The sequence below is a fragment of the Maribacter litoralis genome, assembly GCF_003075045.1.
Lineage (GTDB): Bacteria > Bacteroidota > Bacteroidia > Flavobacteriales > Flavobacteriaceae > Maribacter > Maribacter litoralis.
Genome location: NZ_QCZD01000003.1, coordinates 469,200 through 488,567, shown reverse-complemented (window position 1 = coordinate 488,567; position 19,368 = coordinate 469,200). Strand labels below are relative to the sequence as shown.

At 34.6% G+C, this 19,368-nt stretch carries 18 protein-coding genes; 7 read left to right on the top strand and 11 right to left on the bottom strand.

The window, feature by feature from the left end:
* Positions 1-11 precede the first annotated feature (11 nt).
* A complete protein-coding gene (locus DCS95_RS13610) occupies positions 12-1,379 on the top strand; it encodes a DUF5689 domain-containing protein (protein WP_116771333.1) in 1,368 nt (455 codons plus the stop codon).
* Positions 1,380-1,387: 8 nt separating this feature from the next.
* Here DCS95_RS13610 and DCS95_RS13605 read toward each other — a convergent pair whose 3' ends face one another.
* From DCS95_RS13605 to DCS95_RS13595, 3 genes are all read right to left on the bottom strand, one after another.
* On the bottom strand, positions 1,388-1,789 hold the full coding sequence (locus DCS95_RS13605; RefSeq protein ID WP_116771332.1) for a response regulator: 402 nt from the start codon (positions 1,787-1,789) through the stop codon (positions 1,388-1,390).
* 162 nt (positions 1,790-1,951) lie between these two features.
* Positions 1,952-2,359, bottom strand: a complete 408-nt coding sequence (locus DCS95_RS13600; RefSeq protein WP_116771331.1) for a response regulator — start codon at positions 2,357-2,359, stop codon at positions 1,952-1,954.
* A gap of 12 nt (positions 2,360-2,371) precedes the next feature.
* Complete coding sequence (locus DCS95_RS13595) at positions 2,372-4,567, bottom strand: PAS domain-containing sensor histidine kinase (RefSeq protein ID WP_116771330.1); 2,196 nt, start codon at positions 4,565-4,567, stop codon at positions 2,372-2,374.
* Between the two features lie 135 nt (positions 4,568-4,702).
* Between DCS95_RS13595 and DCS95_RS13590 the strand changes: the two genes are divergently transcribed.
* Both DCS95_RS13590 and DCS95_RS13585 read left to right on the top strand, forming a co-directional pair.
* Entirely contained in the window at positions 4,703-5,167 is a 465-nt protein-coding gene (locus DCS95_RS13590) for an ankyrin repeat domain-containing protein (protein ID WP_116771329.1), read from the top strand.
* A 3-nt stretch (positions 5,168-5,170) separates the two neighbouring features.
* Positions 5,171-5,956, top strand: coding sequence for a nitrilase family protein (locus DCS95_RS13585; protein WP_116771328.1), 786 nt, complete (start codon positions 5,171-5,173; stop codon positions 5,954-5,956).
* Here DCS95_RS13585 and DCS95_RS13580 read toward each other — a convergent pair.
* Together DCS95_RS13580 and DCS95_RS13575 are read right to left on the bottom strand one after the other, a co-directional pair.
* Positions 5,940-7,556, bottom strand: coding sequence for an Ig-like domain-containing domain (locus DCS95_RS13580; RefSeq protein WP_116771327.1), 1,617 nt, complete (start codon positions 7,554-7,556; stop codon positions 5,940-5,942). The two genes, DCS95_RS13585 and DCS95_RS13580, sit on opposite strands and share 17 nt — an antisense overlap.
* Positions 7,557-7,601: 45 nt before the next feature.
* Positions 7,602-8,309: a ComF family protein gene (locus DCS95_RS13575; protein ID WP_116771326.1), complete on the bottom strand. Its 708-nt coding sequence runs from the start codon at positions 8,307-8,309 to the stop codon at positions 7,602-7,604.
* A 40-nt stretch (positions 8,310-8,349) separates the two neighbouring features.
* Between DCS95_RS13575 and DCS95_RS13570 the strand changes: the two genes are divergently transcribed.
* Both DCS95_RS13570 and DCS95_RS13565 read left to right on the top strand, forming a co-directional pair.
* Entirely contained in the window at positions 8,350-9,249 is a 900-nt protein-coding gene (locus DCS95_RS13570) for a coiled-coil domain-containing protein (protein WP_116771325.1), read from the top strand.
* Positions 9,250-9,286: 37 nt separating this feature from the next.
* Positions 9,287-10,831 (top strand): glycine--tRNA ligase, encoded by a 1,545-nt coding sequence (locus tag DCS95_RS13565; protein ID WP_116771324.1) that lies wholly within the window; start codon positions 9,287-9,289, stop codon positions 10,829-10,831.
* On the opposite strand, the gene DCS95_RS13560 is transcribed toward DCS95_RS13565, so the two are convergent.
* Positions 10,832-12,922, bottom strand: coding sequence for a TonB-dependent receptor (locus tag DCS95_RS13560; protein ID WP_116771323.1), 2,091 nt, complete (start codon positions 12,920-12,922; stop codon positions 10,832-10,834).
* Positions 12,923-12,948: 26 nt separating this feature from the next.
* A complete protein-coding gene (locus tag DCS95_RS13555; protein ID WP_116771322.1) occupies positions 12,949-13,470 on the bottom strand; it encodes a DUF3575 domain-containing protein in 522 nt (173 codons plus the stop codon).
* 128 nt (positions 13,471-13,598) lie between these two features.
* Here DCS95_RS13555 and DCS95_RS13550 point away from each other — a divergent pair, with 128 nt between their 5' ends.
* Both DCS95_RS13550 and DCS95_RS13545 read left to right on the top strand, forming a co-directional pair.
* Positions 13,599-14,363: an exodeoxyribonuclease III gene (locus DCS95_RS13550; protein WP_116771321.1), complete on the top strand. Its 765-nt coding sequence runs from the start codon at positions 13,599-13,601 to the stop codon at positions 14,361-14,363.
* A gap of 70 nt (positions 14,364-14,433) precedes the next feature.
* Positions 14,434-15,474, top strand: coding sequence for an aldo/keto reductase (locus DCS95_RS13545; RefSeq protein WP_116771320.1), 1,041 nt, complete (start codon positions 14,434-14,436; stop codon positions 15,472-15,474).
* 104 nt (positions 15,475-15,578) lie between these two features.
* Here the strand turns inward: DCS95_RS13545 and radA are convergent, their stop codons facing one another.
* From radA to DCS95_RS13530, 4 genes are all read right to left on the bottom strand, one after another.
* Positions 15,579-16,940 carry a DNA repair protein RadA gene (gene radA, locus DCS95_RS13540; RefSeq protein ID WP_116771319.1) on the bottom strand — a complete coding sequence of 454 codons (1,362 nt, stop codon included), beginning with the start codon at positions 16,938-16,940 and terminating at the stop codon, positions 15,579-15,581.
* Between the two features lie 72 nt (positions 16,941-17,012).
* Positions 17,013-17,183, bottom strand: coding sequence for a hypothetical protein (locus DCS95_RS20265; protein ID WP_157490896.1), 171 nt, complete (start codon positions 17,181-17,183; stop codon positions 17,013-17,015).
* Between the two features lie 48 nt (positions 17,184-17,231).
* Positions 17,232-18,374 carry an alpha/beta hydrolase gene (locus DCS95_RS13535; RefSeq protein ID WP_116771318.1) on the bottom strand — a complete coding sequence of 381 codons (1,143 nt, stop codon included), beginning with the start codon at positions 18,372-18,374 and terminating at the stop codon, positions 17,232-17,234.
* Positions 18,375-18,402: 28 nt separating this feature from the next.
* The gene (locus DCS95_RS13530; protein WP_116771317.1) at positions 18,403-19,368 is read right to left on the bottom strand and encodes a lysylphosphatidylglycerol synthase transmembrane domain-containing protein; all 966 of its coding nucleotides are present in this window, start codon (positions 19,366-19,368) and stop codon (positions 18,403-18,405) included.

Below are 19,368 nucleotides of genomic sequence, written 5' to 3'. Positions count from 1 at the left end.
CGCATAGTAAAATGATTATTAAGAATACTATTTATAGGATATTGGGTATGGGCATTTTGCTCGTATTTATGTCATGTGTTAAAAACAGGAATTTTGATGCTCCAGAAATCATATGTTCAGAAGGGGAATTCGAAATTATAGACATTTCGGAACTTAAGAATTTCTACAAAGGGGAGACCGTTCAAATACAAGATGATTTGGTGATAAAAGGTTATGTGATTTCATCGGATAAGGAAGGTAATTTTTTTAATACTATATATTTTCAAGATGAGTCGAGTAATCCGTCAGATGGAATGCAGATCGAGTTAGAATTAAGAGATTCTCATTTGTTCTTTAATGTTGGTCAGCAAATAATTATAAAATTAAAGGGAATGTATTTGGGCGAATCTAATGGTGTTTACAAAGTTGGCGGTGTATTTACTTCTTTTGGAAATCGTAGCGTTGGTAGATTGCCTAAAAATGTTGTATTTGATCATGTTTTACTGTCGTGCAAAGCGAATGATGGCATTGTTCCCCTTAGTACTTCAATATCAGAAATAAATCAAACCATGATTGGCACTTTGGTTGAAATAGGTAATATTGAATTTAAAGAAGAAGAGCTGGGTAAAACATTTGCTATAGAAGAAGAGGAAACAATACGTACTTTGATAGATTGCAATGATAATGAATTGTCTATAGTGAATAGCGGTTATGCCGATTTTCAAGCAGAATTGCTTCCCGAAAAAATGGGAATGGCTACCGGAATTCTAACGTATAATGATAACGAGTATCAGCTAATTATTAGAGATCTAAACGACTTAGATTTTAACGAAGAACGATGCGAAGATTTTATAGACGAATTTACTTCTACCTCTATTTTAATATCTGAAATTGCAGACCCTAATAACAATGCAGGCGCCCGTTTTATTGAACTGTATAATGCATCAAGCGATAGCTTGTCTTTAAAAGGTTGGACTTTGCAACGTTATACAAATGATAATGTAGAAGTTAGTTCATCAATAGATTTGTCTGAATTAACGATAGAGGCAAACGGATTATTGGTCATTTCACCGAATACAGAGGAGTTTGAAATTGTCTATGGCATTGTTCCAGACCTTGGGGTAGGTACCAATTCACCTGCAGATTCAAATGGGGACGACAATATTGTTCTTGTTGATCCTTTTGGTAAAATCATAGATATATTTGGGGTTGTTGGGGTAGATGGTAGTAATACCAACCATGAATTTGAAGATGGTAGAGCATTACGAAGACCGGAAATAATAAACGGTAACGCCATCTTTAATGCAAATGAATGGCAAATATTTAATGATACCGGTGAGATGGGTACTGTAAACGAGCCAAAAAATGCCCCAATGGATTTTACACCCGGTGAGAGATAAGTTTAAGATTATTCCTTAGAAGCAATTATTTTTTTAATAGCATCTTCTGTTAATGGCTTAACAAGGTAATCTTTTACCAATTTATATTTTTTAGCTTTTTCCATAAAGCTTGGGCTTATGAAAGAACTGGTAATATAAATTTGAATATGACCAATTTTGTCTATGGGTAGCGCTTCAAATTCTTCTAAAAATGACCAGCCATCTCTGTTGGGCATATTTAAATCTAGAAATATTACATCTGGTAAGGTAATATTTTCCACAAGTAAACCTACTAGACCATCAATTGCTTCTTGACCTTCTGAGTAATACAAAATATTATCACAGAAATCATAGTGTTTAAGAGTGGTCTTTGTACTTACCGAGAAAAATTCATCGTCATCAATGATACAACAACTAGAGAATATGCTCATTTAAAATTGTTCAATAATAAATCTAAATTAGATTTAGGTTTTTAAATATAAAATATTGCTAATGACTAAGTTATATAAATATTTAGATTGATTTTCCTTATGGTAAATCAAAGTTCATCTAACTTATCAACAATTATGGGTGGTTAAAATAACCAATATTATCTAACTCTCAACCGTAGCTCCTAGAATTTTAGAAAGATCATCTGGGGTAATAGGTTTTAATATGTATGTATCTACTTGCTCGTAGTCTTTAACACGTTCAAGATCTCTCGGATCTACCGATGAGCTAATAATGTAAATAACTATTTTTCTTGATTTTTTACTTTTACAGTTTTTAAACTCATCTAAAAATTCCCAGCCATTTAAAACGGGCATATTCAAGTCTAAGAATATAACATCTGGCAGAGGTTCATCTGTTAATGATATCTTCATTAAACCGTCAAGGGCATCTTGGCCATTAGAGTATACCATAACGGTATTTGCAAAATCAACTTCTTTTATAATTCTTTTGGTGCCGTAAACGAATATTGGATCATCATCTATAATACAGCAAATATCAACTTTCTTCATAGTTTGTAATAATTAACCTTGGTTTAGTTCAATGAACATGGTTGTACCTTTGTCTACAACACTTTCAGTATTTATTGTTCCGTTCATAGATTCAATTTGATTTTTGGTAATGAATAAACCTATTCCTTTTGCATCTTTATGCTTGTGAAAGGTTTTGTACATACCAAAAATTTTATCTCCATGTCTATTTAAATCTATTCCTTGACCGTTATCGGTAAAGGTAATAAGTACTTTGTCTTTTTTAGTTCTTGATTTAATTTCAATAACCGGTGTGCGTTCTACAGACCTATATTTAAGAGCATTTGTAAGAATGTTTAAAAATATACTTTCTAGGTAGGCAGGCACGGCATTTACAAAATGGGTCTTTGAAACATCTATTTTTAATATAGCACTATGTTCTTCAAGTATGCCGTTTATGCTTTTTGTAATTTGGTTAATGGTATTGAGAACGCTAATGCTTTGTAATTTTTCAAGTGCCCCGGTCTTCACCTGTACCACGTCGTTTAAATGTGCAATGGTTTCAGATAGGCTTTCTGTGGCACTGGTAATCATTCTATTCAAGTTTTTACGCTCTTCTTCATCTTCTTCCTCGTTTAAGAACTTGGTCAGCATCGTCATATTTGTTGAATGTGACCTTAAATTGTGTGAAACGATATGGGCAAAATTGGTAAGACTTTCGTTTTGGCTTTTGGTAACTTCAACAAGGGCTTCAAGTTTTTTTTGCGATTCAATTCTGCTTGTAATATCTAAAAATTGAACTATGGCATGACTTGGCTTATCATCATAATCAAAAACAGGTGTAACACCTATAATGGCGTGTACTATATTTCCGTTTTTGTGAAAATATCTTTTTTGTATGTGCAGATTCTTATTGGATCCATTAAAAACTTTGGTTTTGAACAATTGGCTGTCGGTCAAATCTTCTGGATGTGTAATATCGGTGGCTTTCATATTTAGAAGCTCACTTTCAGAGTATCCCAAGCTATACGATAAACTTTTATTTACTTTTAACCATCTAAGATCTGGGCCAACCAAAGCCATACCAATTGCAGCATGCTCAAAAGTTTCTGAAAATGACTTAGTACTTCTGGCAAGTTTTAATTCAGCACTCCTAAGCTCTGATATGTCCCAATTTGCACCGGTCATTTTAATCGGCTTTCCTTTAATATCTTTTATGGTTTTAGATAAGCCTTTTATGTATCTTACCGTGCCATCTTTAAGTTTGATTCTAAATTCTTCATCAAAGTCTTTTTTACCTTCAAGCGCTTTTTTTGTAGATAGTAAAATTCTAGTTTTATCATCTGGGTGAATAGTGTTTGACCAAGCCTCAAATGCCCCCGAAAATTCTTTCTCACCAACATCAAAAATGCGGTACATTTCATTATCCCAGTGTAAACTATTGTCAATTACATCATAATCCCAGGTTCCTATTTGAGCAGTTTCTGTCGTAATTTTAAGTCGTTCAGATATTTCTTCATGCGCTATTTCTATTTGTTTACGCTGATCAATATCTTGAAATGTACCAACTAGTTTAGCGGCTTTTCCATTGAGCATTTCTACTTCCCCTTTTGCGCATACCCAAACTTCTTTTCCAGTGGCCGTAATAATGATGAGTTCTGTGTCAAAAGGTTTGCCTTCAGCTATGGCCGTGCTTACTAAATTGGTGATATTCTCTCTATGGGCTCCTTTTTTGTAAAAGTTGATACCTTCTTCCAAGTTAGGTTCAAAATCTTCACTTACTTCATGTATATCTTTGGTAGTTTTGGTCCAATACACTTGTCCACTTTTAAGGTCAAGTTCCCAACAACCGATTCTGGCAACCTCTTCTGCTTTATGTAATAATTCTATTTCCTTTTTATAAACCGTAATGTCATCTAGAAAAATAATGATACGGTCAGTTTCGTTTAATTCATTCTTAATAGGTGTAATTTTCCATTTAAACCATTTAACATCGCCGTTAGGTAAAACAAATTTTTCATCATCATTGATGTGCTCATCTCCATTTAAAGCATTTTTTATTGCATCTTTAAAAGGTTCTGGAGTGTCTATAGTGACATCAAAAATATTTTTGTTGGATATATCTGTTTCATGGAAACTAAAATTACTTAGCCATTGGTTAGAGTAGCTAATATAGTTTAACTTAGTATCCACGATAGCAATTGCATTGGGGGACTCTTTTACAAGAAAGTCAACGGCTAATGTTTTCAAAGTATATAAATTTAGTTTTAAAGGTACATATTTCCATTTTAAGTAGGAAAAAATAGTTGCTCAGTAAGAAAATACTTCAAAAATTAGTATACTAACAATGTGATTAATTAATAAGATATTTAAAAATTCAATTTTATGAACGAGTTTTTTTTTAAATCCATAAGAGAAGGTAGTCTTGTCGAAGTAAAGTCAATGTTAGACAAGAACCCTGTACTTGTAAATAGTAAGGATACAAGAGGTTCTACGCCATTAATATTGGCAACTTATTACGATGAAATGGAAATTGCTGAATTACTGCTAGATAGAGGTGCAAAAATAGATGCAGTAGATGCTTCTGGCAATACAGCTTTAATGGGAGTCTGTTTTAAGGGATTTACAGACATAGCAAGATTGTTAATTGAGAAGAAAGCAGAAGTGAACGGACGCAATGCAATGGGGGCAACATGCCTTATTTATGCCGCACAGTTCAACAGGTTAGAAATTGCTAAGCTTTTAATTGCCAATGGTGCAGATAAAACCATTAAGGACAATAGAGGTAATACTGCTCTGGATCATGCTAAAACACAGGGGTTGACCGCTTTTGTGAACTTGCTGGAATAAGGTATGGAAAGTACAGGTGATAGTTTAAAAATAGCAATGGTACAATCATTGCTGCATTGGGAAAACCCAGGTGCCAATAGGCAGGTGTTCAGTAATAAATTTGAGCAGATTGCCGAAGATGTCGATATCATAGTACTGCCTGAAATGTTTTCAACGGGCTTTACCATGTCTCCAGATAATATTGAAAAGGAAGAAGGTGAAATTACTTTACGTTGGATGCAGGAAATGGCAACTTTAAAAAATAGTGCCATTGTCGGTAGCATTGTATTTAAAGAAAATGGCAGCCATTATAACCGGCTTTTCTTTGTTAAACCAGAGGGTGATTATTTAACGTATGATAAGAGACACACTTTTACATTGGCAGGTGAAAATGAAAAGTATTCGGCAGGTACAGATAGGTTGGTGGTTGAGTATAAAGGTTTTTTAATTTGCCCTTTAATATGTTATGATCTTCGTTTTCCTGTTTGGAGCAGAAATACCGAAAATTTTGATATTTTGTTATACACGGCTAATTGGCCAGCAAAAAGAATTGCTGCTTGGGATGGTCTGTTAAAGGCAAGAGCTATTGAAAATATGGTATACTGTATTGGTGTAAACCGTATCGGTACTGATGCTGTTGGACATCACTATCCTGGTCATTCCAGTGTTTACAACCCTTTAGGTGAGCTTAAATCATTTTCTGAAAAAGAGGAAATCATAATTGTAAAAGTTGATAAGTCTGAGGTGGATAAAATAAGAAATAACCTAAGATTTTTAGACGATAGGGATCAGTTTACTCTATTAAATTAAAGGTTTCAATTTTTTCCCAATTTGCCCTTAGTTCTATTAAATTAGGATAATAGCTTATTTTTTCCGGTTGTCTTTTTTTCAATAAGCTACCAGTATCCCACTTTCCATTTCCGTTCATATCATAAATAACACGCGCTTGATATTTACCGGGATTAAGGTTGTCAAAATGATATTCTTGTAGTTCTGTAGAATAAATTTCACGTTGTAACTCTCCTTTTTCATTGGTGAGCTGAACAATTATAGGGTAAACTATAGAATTGCCGTTTAGATTAAGGGTTAAGTTTCCATAATCTGCAAGCCCCTTTGTTTTAAAGGAAAATGCAACCGAGTCATTTGTGGTTTCAAAAAAATCGGTTACTGCCCCTGGTATCAATTCCATTCTATAACTTTGATCAGGGTCTATTTTAAAGTCAAAATTCAATAAGCTTTCTAAGGTGTCTAGTTTTACTTTATAGGCTATTTCTATAGAATCTTTATCCATTAATTTTATTTTGGTACTATCAAAACTTACTAATGGTGTATTGCTTAAGAGGTTAATAGGTTGGTCAAATTCAATATTGCCGTTTTGACTCATTGAAATTTTCAAAGAATCGAATGCTACCTTTCTACTTTTTACTTTAAAAGTATCTTGTACTTTTAATTTTTCATTGGTAAGTGTAAACATTAACGAATCCATCTCATAAGGCGTAAACCAAAAATTTAAGGTGTCTTTCTCCCTATCCTTGGTTATTTTTGTTCTAACTGTATCCGGTATTTCTGTTAGCGTGTTGATAACGATGTCAGAACCTTCACCGTAATAACCAAAACTAATTTTATTACTGGCTTCCATACTTGGTACGGCAACACTATAGTCGGGAATTTCCTTAAAGAGAGTCAATAAATAAATTGAATCTGTGGGTAAATTAATCGTGTCTCTTACAAAGGCTATTTTATCTGTTTTTTGGTCAAATACATTGTTGTTTGCCACATCCTTTACCCCGAATAAGGCATATTTTCCTTCCTTTAAATTTTTAAGATTAAAAATTACGGCACTATCAAGCGTATTGGTAATATAGTTTGGGGGGCTTTTGTAAATAGTAGAATCGGTATAACTAGTGTCAATTTTATATAGCATTACACTGATAAAATCGTCTGCTTTTTTGTTGAAAGCATCTTTTACTACCCCTTTAAGCTCTAACGAATCTATATAGTCTCCGGTGGAGAAAACATATGTAAAGAAAGATTTCGGGTTTTCTTCGTTATTATCCACAATACCTTGTCCAAAATTCAGGGTATAGGTGGTGTTTGGTTCTAAAGTATCCTTAATGGTGATTTCTACATATTTATTGGCATTACCAATAGGGGAAAGCACTGGCGAATTTTTTAACGGAGGAGATATAATAAGTTGTTTTTGTATATCATTTAGTTTCACCAGTTCATTGAAATAAAGTCGAATTTTTTGACCTTTAAAATTGGTAGTCATATTAGGCGGTTCTGCCCTTGTTAGTTCAGGTGGGGTAACATCTTTTGGTCCGCCGGTTGGGTTTCCGCGCTGTGCACATTGGTATGATACCAATATGATAATGAAAACAAATATAAAACCTAAAATTTTTCTGCTCATTAGTGTACTTATTGACCGCAAAGAAACAACATAATTTATAGAAAACTATTTCTTAGGAACAACTGCCATACTTGAAATATAAATGTTTACTCCTTCGATGTCACTAAAGGTATTGGCGCAAATTTCCATAGTTGCACCGGTAGTAATTACATCATCAACTAATAATATATTTTTATTGATCAAAAGTTCATGATTTTTAATCTCGTATAACGACCTATTGTCGTACCATCTATTTAATCTGTTTTTCTTTGTCTGTGTTTTAGTATTTGCTGTTTTTACGAGTATATCGTCTGCATAATCAGCGTTAATATGCGTAGCGATCTGTTTGGCAAAAAGAGCTACTTGATTATAACCTCGTTTCTTTAATTTTTTACGGTGCAAAGGAACCGGAATTACGTAATCAATATGCAATAAGTCTCCTTGTTCTTTTAAGATTTGACCGTGCCAATCTCCTAAAAAATTACCAATACCCTCTTGATTTTTATATTTCAAATGATGTATTAGGTTTTTGACAATTCCAATTTCGGTAAAGAATAAGAATGAATTTGCTTTTATTATGTTAATTCGACCATAAAAAATACGGTCAACGGCATTTTCTTCGTTAAAAGTATACTCGGTAAGAGGTAATTGATGTCGGCAAGATGTGCAGAGAAGAACCTCTCCTCTATATAATCGTGCATTACATCCAAAACATGATATGGGTAACAGTATGTTGGTAACATCCTTTAGTATATTTGAAATTCTGTTTTGCATCAAACTTTACAGATTACTTAACCTACAGCCCGCTTATTAAATGGACAGTCAAGATAATAAATTCAATTTTAAAATAATGCTTGCTGCATTCACTGCAGTAATTATAGCATTGTTAATTGCATTCTACTATAGCTACGCCCAGTCAAATGCTCAAATAGACTTTTTAGAGCAAGAAAAAGAGATTTTGGTAAGGGATCTTACTATTATGAAAGCAGATGTAGATCGTTTGTCTGCAAAAAGTGAAATGAACGAAATAGAATTACAAGATTCTAAATTTAAAGTTCAGGAGCTTTTGGATTCTGTGGGAAGATTAAATTTTACCGTACAAAAATTACGAGAGTTCAAAACAGAATTGCGTAGGTTAGAATCCAAGAATGATAGCTTAATCTTAAAGAATAATTTTCTTCGCTATAATAACATGCTACTTACAGATAAATACGATGAGTCTCGTAAGCAAATTGAAAAGCTTAGGGCGAACAGTAATTCGTTGGCAGAGGCAGAGGCTTTACAAAGAAGAAAAATTTTGGAACTCAATCAAAAATTGAAAACCAAAAGCTATTTAAAACTGTCTAATGCAGAAGGTAGTGGTTTTAGATTAATAAGGGGTACAAGGCCGACCAAAACGAACAAAGCTTCTATCATTGAGAAGTTAAGGGGTTGTGTTACCGTTATGGCAGATGAGAGCGAAGCAAATAGTGAAAAGATTATTTACTTTCAGTTTCTTGATCCTAATAAACAGATAATTGAAGATAATGCCAATACCATAACGGTCAACGGTAACATATATAGTAAAAGAGTAGAGTTTGTTTTTACAGGATTGGAGACGCCTATATGTGAATCCATTACCATTCCCGAAGGCTCTTTAATTGAAGGTAACTACACTATAAATGTCTTTGAAGACGAACGATTGATCACTTCTTCAGAATTTCAATTGAAATAATTATTATTTTTTTAGGCTATTATCCTATTTTTGCCGCATGGCAAAGCAAGAAGATGATTTTAAGCGTGTAATTTCTCACGCAAAGGAATACGGTTATGTATTCCAATCTAGTGAAATTTATGATGGGTTAAGTGCTGTATATGATTACGGTCAGAACGGTGTTGAACTTAAGAAAAACATACGTGACTATTGGTGGAAAGCCATGGTTCAGCTTAACGATAATATTGTTGGGCTAGATGCTGCAATTTTTATGCATCCGTTAACTTGGAAGGCATCTGGGCATATAGATGCTTTTAACGACCCATTAATAGATAATAAAGATTCTAAAAAGAGATATAGAGCAGACGTTTTGGTTGAAGATTATGTAGCCAAAATTGATGCTAAAATTGAAAAAGAGGTCAAAAAAGCTCAAAAACGATTTGGAGAGGCTTTCAATAAAGAAAAATTCTTGCAAACCAATCAACGTGTTGTTGATTATCAAGAACAGGGCAAATCAATTTTAAGTAGATTGGGTAAATCTTTACAGAATGAAGATTTAGCCGATGTAAAAGCACTAATTGAAGAGTTGGATATAGCTTGCCCAATGTCTGGATCTAAAAACTGGACAGATGTAAAGCAATTCAATTTAATGTTCGGTACTAAGTTAGGGGCCAATGCAGAAAGTGCGATGGACTTATTTCTTAGACCTGAAACCGCCCAAGGTATTTTTGTCAATTTCTTGAACGTACAAAAATCCGGCCGTATGAAATTACCATTTGGTATAGCTCAAACCGGTAAAGCGTTTAGAAACGAAATTGTAGCAAGACAGTTTATTTTTAGAATGCGTGAATTTGAGCAGATGGAAATGCAATTCTTTATTCAGCCAGGAACTCAAAAAGAGTGGTATGAAACCTGGAAAGAAAAAAGAATGAAATGGCACTTATCTCTTGGATTAGGGCAAGATAATTATCGTTTTCATGACCATGAAAAACTAGCTCACTATGCAGATGCTGCTTCAGATATTGAATTCCGTTTTCCTTTCGGTTTTAAGGAGTTAGAGGGTATTCACTCACGAACAGATTTTGATTTGGGAAGTCATGAGAAATTCTCAGGTAAAAAATTACAGTATTTTGATCATGAGGTAAATAGAAATTATGTTCCTTATGTACTTGAGACATCAATTGGTCTAGACAGAATGTTCTTGGCGGTTTTCTCCAATTCATTACAAGAAGAAGAATTGGAAAATAATACCACTAGAACAGTTTTAAAGTTACCTGCAGTATTAGCGCCTGTAAAAGCTGCTATTTTACCATTGGTCAAAAAAGATGGTTTGCCAGAAGTGGCGCATAAAATAGTAGATGACCTTAAATGGGATTTTAATGTAACCTATGATGAAAAAGACGCGGTAGGTAGACGTTACAGAAGACAAGATGCTAATGGAACTCCTTTCTGCATCACTGTAGATCACCAAACATTAGAAGATCAAACGGTAACCATTAGACATAGAGATTCTATGGAGCAAGAACGTGTTGCAATTTCTTCGTTAAACGGTATTATTCACGATGCTGTAGATATGAAGACCTGGTTGAAAAAAATGGAATAGTTAAAGGGTGTAGTTTATTTTTACACCGCCATAATAATTGATATTGTTCCCGGGGTAGAAATACCTTGGGGCATTTCCTCCAAATCCACTTGCGTTTATCAGTACCGATTGTGCATATCTAGTATCGGTAATATTATTGATTCCAAAATCCAATCCTACTCGTAGTTGTTCTGATATTTGGTTCTTGTAACCTAGCTTAAAGTTCAGTAGGTTAAAAGAATCGCTGTACAATGAATTTGCATCCGTAAGTGGAATTTCATCCACAAATTGATGGGTAATACGTAAAAAGAGTCCATTTCCAAAATTAGTTCGTATTCCTGAATTTATCTTGTTTTTTGGTACTCCCGTTAAGTCATTATCAGAATAGTCTTCGTTAGCTTCATCATCTATAAAATCAATGAATTTATGATTGCTGTAGGTGTAGCTGATGAAAGGTGAAAGTTTTATCTTATCGGTAACATTGAACTTGTAACTCCAGTCAAAATCGATACCTTGGTGCTTGGTCTTTCCTGCATTTCGACCTATATACTGATTATCGCCGACACGTTTGGCCACCAATAAATTTTTAATTGGCATAACATATAGGGCAATATTGAATTTATGCCTATTATCCTTACCCTTGTGCTCAATACCTAGTTCGTAATTTGTGCCGGTTTCCTGTACAATATCCGGATTGATAATACCATCAGGCGTTAGGGTTTCCTCTAAGCTAGGATTGGAAAATCCGCGACTGATATTGGCATATAATTGGTTAGTAGGAGATAGTGTATAGTTGATATCTAAACTAGGTAAAAACAAAGCTTTGAAATCCCTATTTGCACTGGTGTTAGACTCGCCCAAGTTGAACAGGTCTCTAAAATCATATTGCGTTTTATTTATATTGAGGCCTAATTGAGCGGTTAGCTGAGGTGTAAATGAGTAAGATGCGGTGGCAAACCCATTGAACTGATGTCTAAATTCTTTGTTTTGAGATAATTTATCTCCTTCCAAACTACCGTTGCCATCATTTTCTTCATAAAGGTTTTCAAATGTTTGCCAATTGTATTCGTCCTTATAAAGTTCACCACCAAAAGTATAAAATATAGAATTTTTCAAAATATCTAAATTTCCTGAAAATAATGTTCTTAAGCCATAACCATTGGTATATTCATCTAGAATATTAAAAGGGGCTGGTTCATAATGATCTAAATAGGTGTAGAATAAACTAGTGGTGTTTTTGAGGTTTGAACTGGCATGGTAGGTATGAGATAACCCAATAAGACTATAGTTGTTGTCCTCATAGCCTTGTGAAGCTTTCCATGTAAATGCGGCTTGGGTGGGATCTTCATTAAAATCTTCTTCATTTATTGAACTTGCTATCTGGGCAGAATAATCTATATGATTTACCAATAGCCCTAGTTCGCTTTTTTTAGAAAGTTTAAAGATGGTATTTAAAAGATATCCGTCACGTTCAAACCTGTTGTTTTCACGATAGCCGTCAATTTCCATATGTCCATATTGAAATGTCATATAGAAATTATCTTGTGCATGGGTGAAGCCTAAACTATTTTTAAACAATCCGTAAGAACCAATGGTAGTGTTATTGGTTAATTTGGTGGGTTGGTCACTTAACTGTTTTGTGTTCAATATTATGGCGCCGCCTAGATTGGTGCCAAACCCTGTTCCTTTAGGTCCTTTAATGACTTCAACAGAAGTAAGGTTTTCTAGATCAAAAGCTTCAATGGTAGATGATCCTGTTCCGTTTGTGATAGGAATGTTATTGTAGTATAACCTTAATTTATCGGTACCGTATAAAGTTCGTGATCCAACCCCTCTTATGGTAATTCTATTGGTGTTTAAAGCTCCTGATAACGCATAAAGTCCCGAAACTTGATTTAATGAACTTATAAAATCAACAGAACTATAGTTAGAGAAAGTCGTTGTACCTATAATTTGTGAAGGAACAATGCCAATAGCATTTTTAGCAGTTAAGGTGTCTATGACAATGACTTCGTTTAAACGGGTAATGCTGTCATTTTCTGTAGTTACCTGTGTCAGGGCTATTAAGGGTGATATGAGAACGGATAGAAAGCAAAAAAGCGTCTTTTTCATAAGAGATTAAATCTCAAAAGTACCCATTAAAACCGGAAACCTAAAGATAATCCCGCTCTGAACATAAAGTCATCTTGGAAATCTTCTGGATTAATATTTCTACCCAAACCTCCGTTTATTTCAATCGTGAATTTTTGACTTCTAGTAGCCCATTTATAGCCACCTCCAAGTCCAAGGGCAACTGTAGAATAGTCATAGTTTCTGTTGCCTAAATTGTCAGAATCATCATCATCTTCCCCAGTGTAGTATAGTCCGAATACTTCTGCAAAAAGTCCGCTTTTGGGTTCAAAACCAAAGTAAGCCCTTAAATTGGGACCAATACCGAAGTTGCCATTGTAATCTGTAGATTTTCCATCAAAATAAATAGTACCTCCAATACTGGTATCTTCATTTAGATAATATTCATAACCCATTTCAACCGTAGTGGTCACTAAAAACTGACCAATGTTCAATTTAACCTCATGACTGTTGTCGTCATTATAATAAGCTTGTGCAAAAGAAGAAGTTGTTGTAATTATCAAAAGAGTCGTAAAGAAGAACTTGTACATGAATAAATTTTTATTAAATAGAATTGGCTTAAGTAATTTCTTTTAAAGTTGTGAAATTATGATTTTATAAGAAAGTATGCACCTTTAATCCTTAACTCTTTTTTATTTTTAGGCTAAAATTTAGATAGATGAAAATCATATCCTATAACGTAAATGGTATTAGGGCGGCAATAAGAAAAGGGTTTTTGGATTGGTTGGTGACTGTGTCACCAGATGTTGTGTGTCTTCAGGAAATAAAGGCAAATGAAGAACAGCTGGATCTTACTTTGTTTGAAGAAGCTGGCTATAAATACAATTATTGGTATAGTGCGCAAAAGAAAGGGTATAGTGGGGTTGCAATTCTTTCAAAAACAAAGCCCGATGCTGTTGTATTAGGTACCGGTATAGAATATATGGATTTTGAGGGTAGAAATATAAGAGCTGATTTTGGCGATATTTCCATTATGAGCATGTATTTGCCTTCAGGAACAAACATTCAAAGATTAGAGCATAAGTTGATGTATATGGCAGATTTTAAGACATATGTTGATGACCTTCGGAAAACAAATCCAAATTTAATAGTGCTCGGGGATTATAATATATGTCATGAAGCTAGAGATATACATAACCCTGTAGGACTTAAAAATGTTTCTGGCTTTTTACCAGTTGAGAGAGAATGGATAGGGGATTTTATAGACAGTGGTTTTATAGATAGTTTTAGGGAGTTTAATTCTGAGCCAGATAATTATACATGGTGGAGTTATAGGGCAAATGCCAGAAATAATAATAAAGGTTGGCGATTAGATTATGCAATGGTAGCTTCTTCATTAAAAGACAGGTTGTTGCGGTCAGTAATATTATCAGAGGCAAAACATAGTGATCATTGCCCAATTTTAATTGAGTTAGATAGTTGAGCATATAGGTGCCTTAACCCTGATTATATTTAGTAGTTTTGTAGTTGTTGAAAGCCATTAAAAGAGTTGAATGATCTATACCAAATTACCGCACACTGAAATTGAAGTAAGTAAAATTTGTTTAGGAACCATGACCTGGGGAAACCAGAATACCGAAGAAGAAGGTCATGAGCAAATAAATTTTGCGTTAGATAAAGGAATTAATTTTTTAGATACTGCCGAGTTGTATCCGGTACCTGCACATAAAGATAGGTATGCCGATACCGAAAAGGTTATTGGAAATTGGTTTAAAAAGAATGGAAATAGGGAGAATATTGTTTTAGCCTCTAAAATTGCTGGAAAGGCAGAAATGACAAAGTTCATACGTTCTACAGGCTTTACAAGGGAATCAATTATAGATGCGGTTGAAGGAAGTTTGGCTAGATTGCAAACAGATTATATTGACTTGTACCAATTACATTGGCCAGACCGTAGTACCAATTATTTTGGACAAAGAGGGTATAAGCATGACATCTCAGATCATTGGGAAGATAATATTCATCAAGTTCTGGAAACCATGCGCGACTTAATTAGAGAAGGCAAAATTAAACACGTAGGGATTTCAAATGAAACTCCTTGGGGCACTATGCGTTTTTTGGAAGAAAGTAAAGTTCACGGAACTTTGCCCAGAACAATTACAGTTCAAAATCCATATAGTTTGTTGAATAGACTATTTGAAGTTGGTATGTCTGAAATAGCCATGAGAGAACAAGTAGGATTGCTAGCATATTCACCTATGGGCTTTGGTGCGTTAAGCGGCAAATATTTAGGCGATAGAATGCCAGAAGGTTCAAGGCTAAGTTTATTTCCTCAGTATAATAGATATATTGGCGATACGGCTGTTGAGGCTACCAAAAGGTATTATGAACTAGCCCAGGTAAACGACCTGACTTTGGCACAAATGGCATTGGCTTTTGTAAATACTAGACCTTTTGTAACGAGTACTATTATTGGTGCAACGAATTTGAGACAATTGGAAGAAAATATTGGAAGTATAGACGTTGAGCTGTCCAATGATGTACTTAAAGGCATAGAAGCTATACATAATTCCATACCAAACCCTGCACCATAAATGGAAAATTTAGTTCTTCTTAAAATCGGGTTCGGACAAATTGTTCTTGTTGTTGTGGTAATCGTTATAATTATGGTTTTGGCCAGAATAATGAGAGATAAGCGCTAACCAAATAAGTTACCGGCAACTTCTTCAATTTTAGAAGCCAACAGTATTCTTATTTTGGTGGATTTAAGACCTATTTTATTATTTTTTGAAATGATAATAGTATCGTAGCCTAATTTTTCAGCTTCAAGAATACGTTGTTCAACCCTTTGTACAGGTCTGATTTCGCCGGCAAGACCAACTTCTGCAGCAAAACAAATGCCTTTATCGATTGGTATGTCTTCATTGCTTGATAAAATTGCAGCGATTACAGCCAAATCAATTGCTGGATCGTCAACTGAAATTCCACCAGTAATATTCAAGAATACATCTTTAGCTCCTAATTTAAAACCCGCTCGTTTTTCTAAAACGGCCAATAGCATGTTCAAACGTTTTGCATTGTAGCCAGTAGTAGAACGTTGAGGTGTGCCATAGACCGCGGTACTTACCAAGGCTTGAATTTCTATGAGTAAGGGTCGCATTCCTTCAACGGTAGAGGCTATAGCGGTACCACTTAATCCGTTATCACTTTTGGAAATCAATACTTCAGATGGGTTATTGACTTCTCGTAAACCACTACCTTGCATTTCGTAAATGCCAAGTTCTGAGGTAGATCCAAATCTATTTTTTAATGATCGTAGAAGGCGATATACATAATTACGGTCGCCTTCAAACTGAAGTACGGTGTCTACCATATGCTCCAATATTTTTGGTCCTGCAATAGACCCATCTTTGGTGATGTGCCCAATAAGAATTACTGGGGTATTGGTCTCTTTCGCAAATTTTATAAGTTCTGCGGTACATTCCCTTATTTGAGAAATACTTCCCGCAGCAGACTCGATATAATCGGAATGAAGCGTTTGTATAGAATCGATAACAACGATATCCGGTTCGGTGGCTTCAATCTGTTTAAATATATTTTGCGTCTTTGTTTCGGTTAGAATAAAGCATGTTTCACTATTTGGTTGAATTCTATCGGCCCGCATTTTAATTTGCTTTTGACTTTCTTCACCTGAAACATATAATGTTTTATAGGGTAGTTTTAATGCAATTTGAAGTAATAGGGTACTCTTGCCTACACCTGGTTCACCACCTAGTAAAACCAAAGCTCCAGGTACCAAACCGCCACCAAGAACCCTGTTGAATTCAAGGTCAAAAGTATTTAGGCGAACTTCTTTTTCAATGCTGATCTCGTTGACCAAAAGTGGTTTTGATACGCGTTTTGCGGTCTGAGACGGAGTTTTCCAACTTGATTTTTCCTCTTTTTGAACAACCTCTTCAACTACGGTATTCCATTGTTTGCAAGCAGAACACTGCCCGACCCATTTGGCATATTGGGTACCACAATTTTGACAAAAAAAGGCAGTTTTTGTTTTGGCCATCTTTAGCGTTTAAAAAGAGGCTAAAGGTAGCAAGAAGTTTGCGAGGAGTAAATTCTAGAATGAAATTTAGAATTAATTTTTACTCGACCTTTCTTTTTTAAAAGCGCTAAAGGCGAGAAAAAATGATGCCCATGCCATAAAAAGGGCAATGCCGTTATAGGCTAGATTAAATTCTCCTTTTAATCCAAAATAGGTAAAGAGTACTCCGGAGAACACGAAGTACATTGCGTCAATTTTAATCATAATTAAGTAGGTTAGGCTAATTTGGGAGTAGCCGTTTATTAATTCTGTTTAAAAGCCGAAATCGGCTTTTAGTGCGTCCATTTTTTCAAGGGCCATTTCTTTAGTTAAAAAATCTATTTCTTTCATTTGAAAAGACTTTTCAAATGTTCTTAATGCTTTTTTAGGTTCGCCAAGTTGTTCATAGTACTCTGCTTCAAAATAAAAACCAAGCATAGTCTCGGGGTATTCTTTTTTACAGAGGTCGGATAAAGGTTTTAACGATTCAAAATCTTCTTTTTTTCTAGAGGCAGCATAAATTGCCATAATGTCATTCAATTCAACCGGTTTGCTAAAGCCAAACATATCAACAATACCTTGGTATTTATTCTCTAAATAATTGTAAACAGGTTCTTCACTGGTAAGAATCTGTGTTTTATATTCCTTAGGGCTTATGGGCTTAAACATGCCAAAGATATTGTCAAAGGCTTTGCCTATACCGTAAGTCGCTACAGAGATATGGTCAGCATTTGTATACTCATCAAAGAAATAATGTAAAGACTCTTTTTCTATAGATTTAATATCATTGTGCATAGTCAATATTCTCTGCTTGTCATTACTTGCTTCCCCTTCAACAATAAGTTGGTAAAAAATTTGATTGTCAAAAGCACCCAGTCGCATGGGTACCCTACTTTCCATTTCTGGGGCAAGTGTAGGTGAAATACTTACATAGCCATCAAAAATAGAATTGTCTTTAAACAGCCAGTAGTTTATGAAGTTCGCAGTAAGGTCATACCCTACGATCATCTTAAAAGGCGCTGTACTGTAATTAAGGTCTAGGTAAGGTATAAGTTCCATACCAATAAACTCATAAAAACTTTTGCCTTTCTCAGTAGGTAAACCACTTTCTGGATCAAAAGCACAATCTTCATATCTAAGATCGTTTTTGCTTTGGTCAATACCTACAACTATACTTTGGGGCATACCATGAAATCTACTATAAAATTTAGAGGTAACTACAACTTGCTCGAATAGATACTCGCCATCAAGTACTATGATTATTGGGTATTTTTTGGTTTCGTCTAAATTCTCTGGAAAATAATAATGAACATCTCTACGTTCTTGAAGTTTAAACGATTCGAAAATTTCTTGTGTTACTTGCGCATAGGAGGTTAAGCCAAATAAGAGTGCGAAAATAAAAGATAGATTACGCATAAGGGGTTATTGATTAGATGTAAGTAAACTACTTGCTTCTGTTCAATAACGGTAATAGCAGAAAAGATATTGCACCAAAAACAACTATCATTAAAGTCTGTGCGATCCAAATTATCCATCCAAAGGCATCACCCGATACAGAGCTAATACCAAAGATTGCCAAAGCACTGCTTACGGCAATAGGGTAAAGCCCTATACCACCGTTAGTTGTGGCCATCGCAAAAGCCCCTGCAACAAAGGCTACCAAAAGTTGGCTTATGGAAAGTGAAATGGTTTCTGGAACGGTAAATTTTATTATCCAAAGCATACCGATATAGCATCCCCAAATGAAAAAAGTGTGTAAAATGAACAGCCATTTATTTTTCATTTTAAAAATGCTGAATACTCCGTCAAGAAGTCCTTTTACAAAGGTTTTTATTTTATTGGCAAATTCACTTTTAGATCTCTTGATGATAAAAATACAAACGAATAATAAAGCGATACCACCCAATGCCAAAAAAAGAAGTCCGGTAACATTAAAACCACGTTCTTGTAGTATGCCCATAATTATATCTGTCTGAAGTAAAAAAGCCAGGGTTACTACCAATAGAAGCATAATTACATCAATAACCCTTTCGGTTACAATGGTGCCAAAACCTTTTTCAAACGGAACGTTTTCATACGTGGATAATGCCGTTGCCCTTAGTATTTCTCCAGTTCTTGGAATACCTAGATTAGCAAAATATGAAGTTAGAATGATTAAAATGTTGTTTATGAGCTTGGGTCTGTAGCCAAGTGGTTCTAAAAGGTAGTTCCACCTTATGGCTCTAGACACGTGACCGAGTATACCTAGTAATACAGATAAAAATACATATAACGGATTTGCTTCCTTAATGTAAAAGATAATTTCCTTTCTATCTTCGGGTGTAGTGGAGTTGTAAGAATACCAAACTAAAAAAACTCCCAAGGCTATTGGGAGTATAATTTTAAGATTCTTTTTCAGTGTATTGGTCAA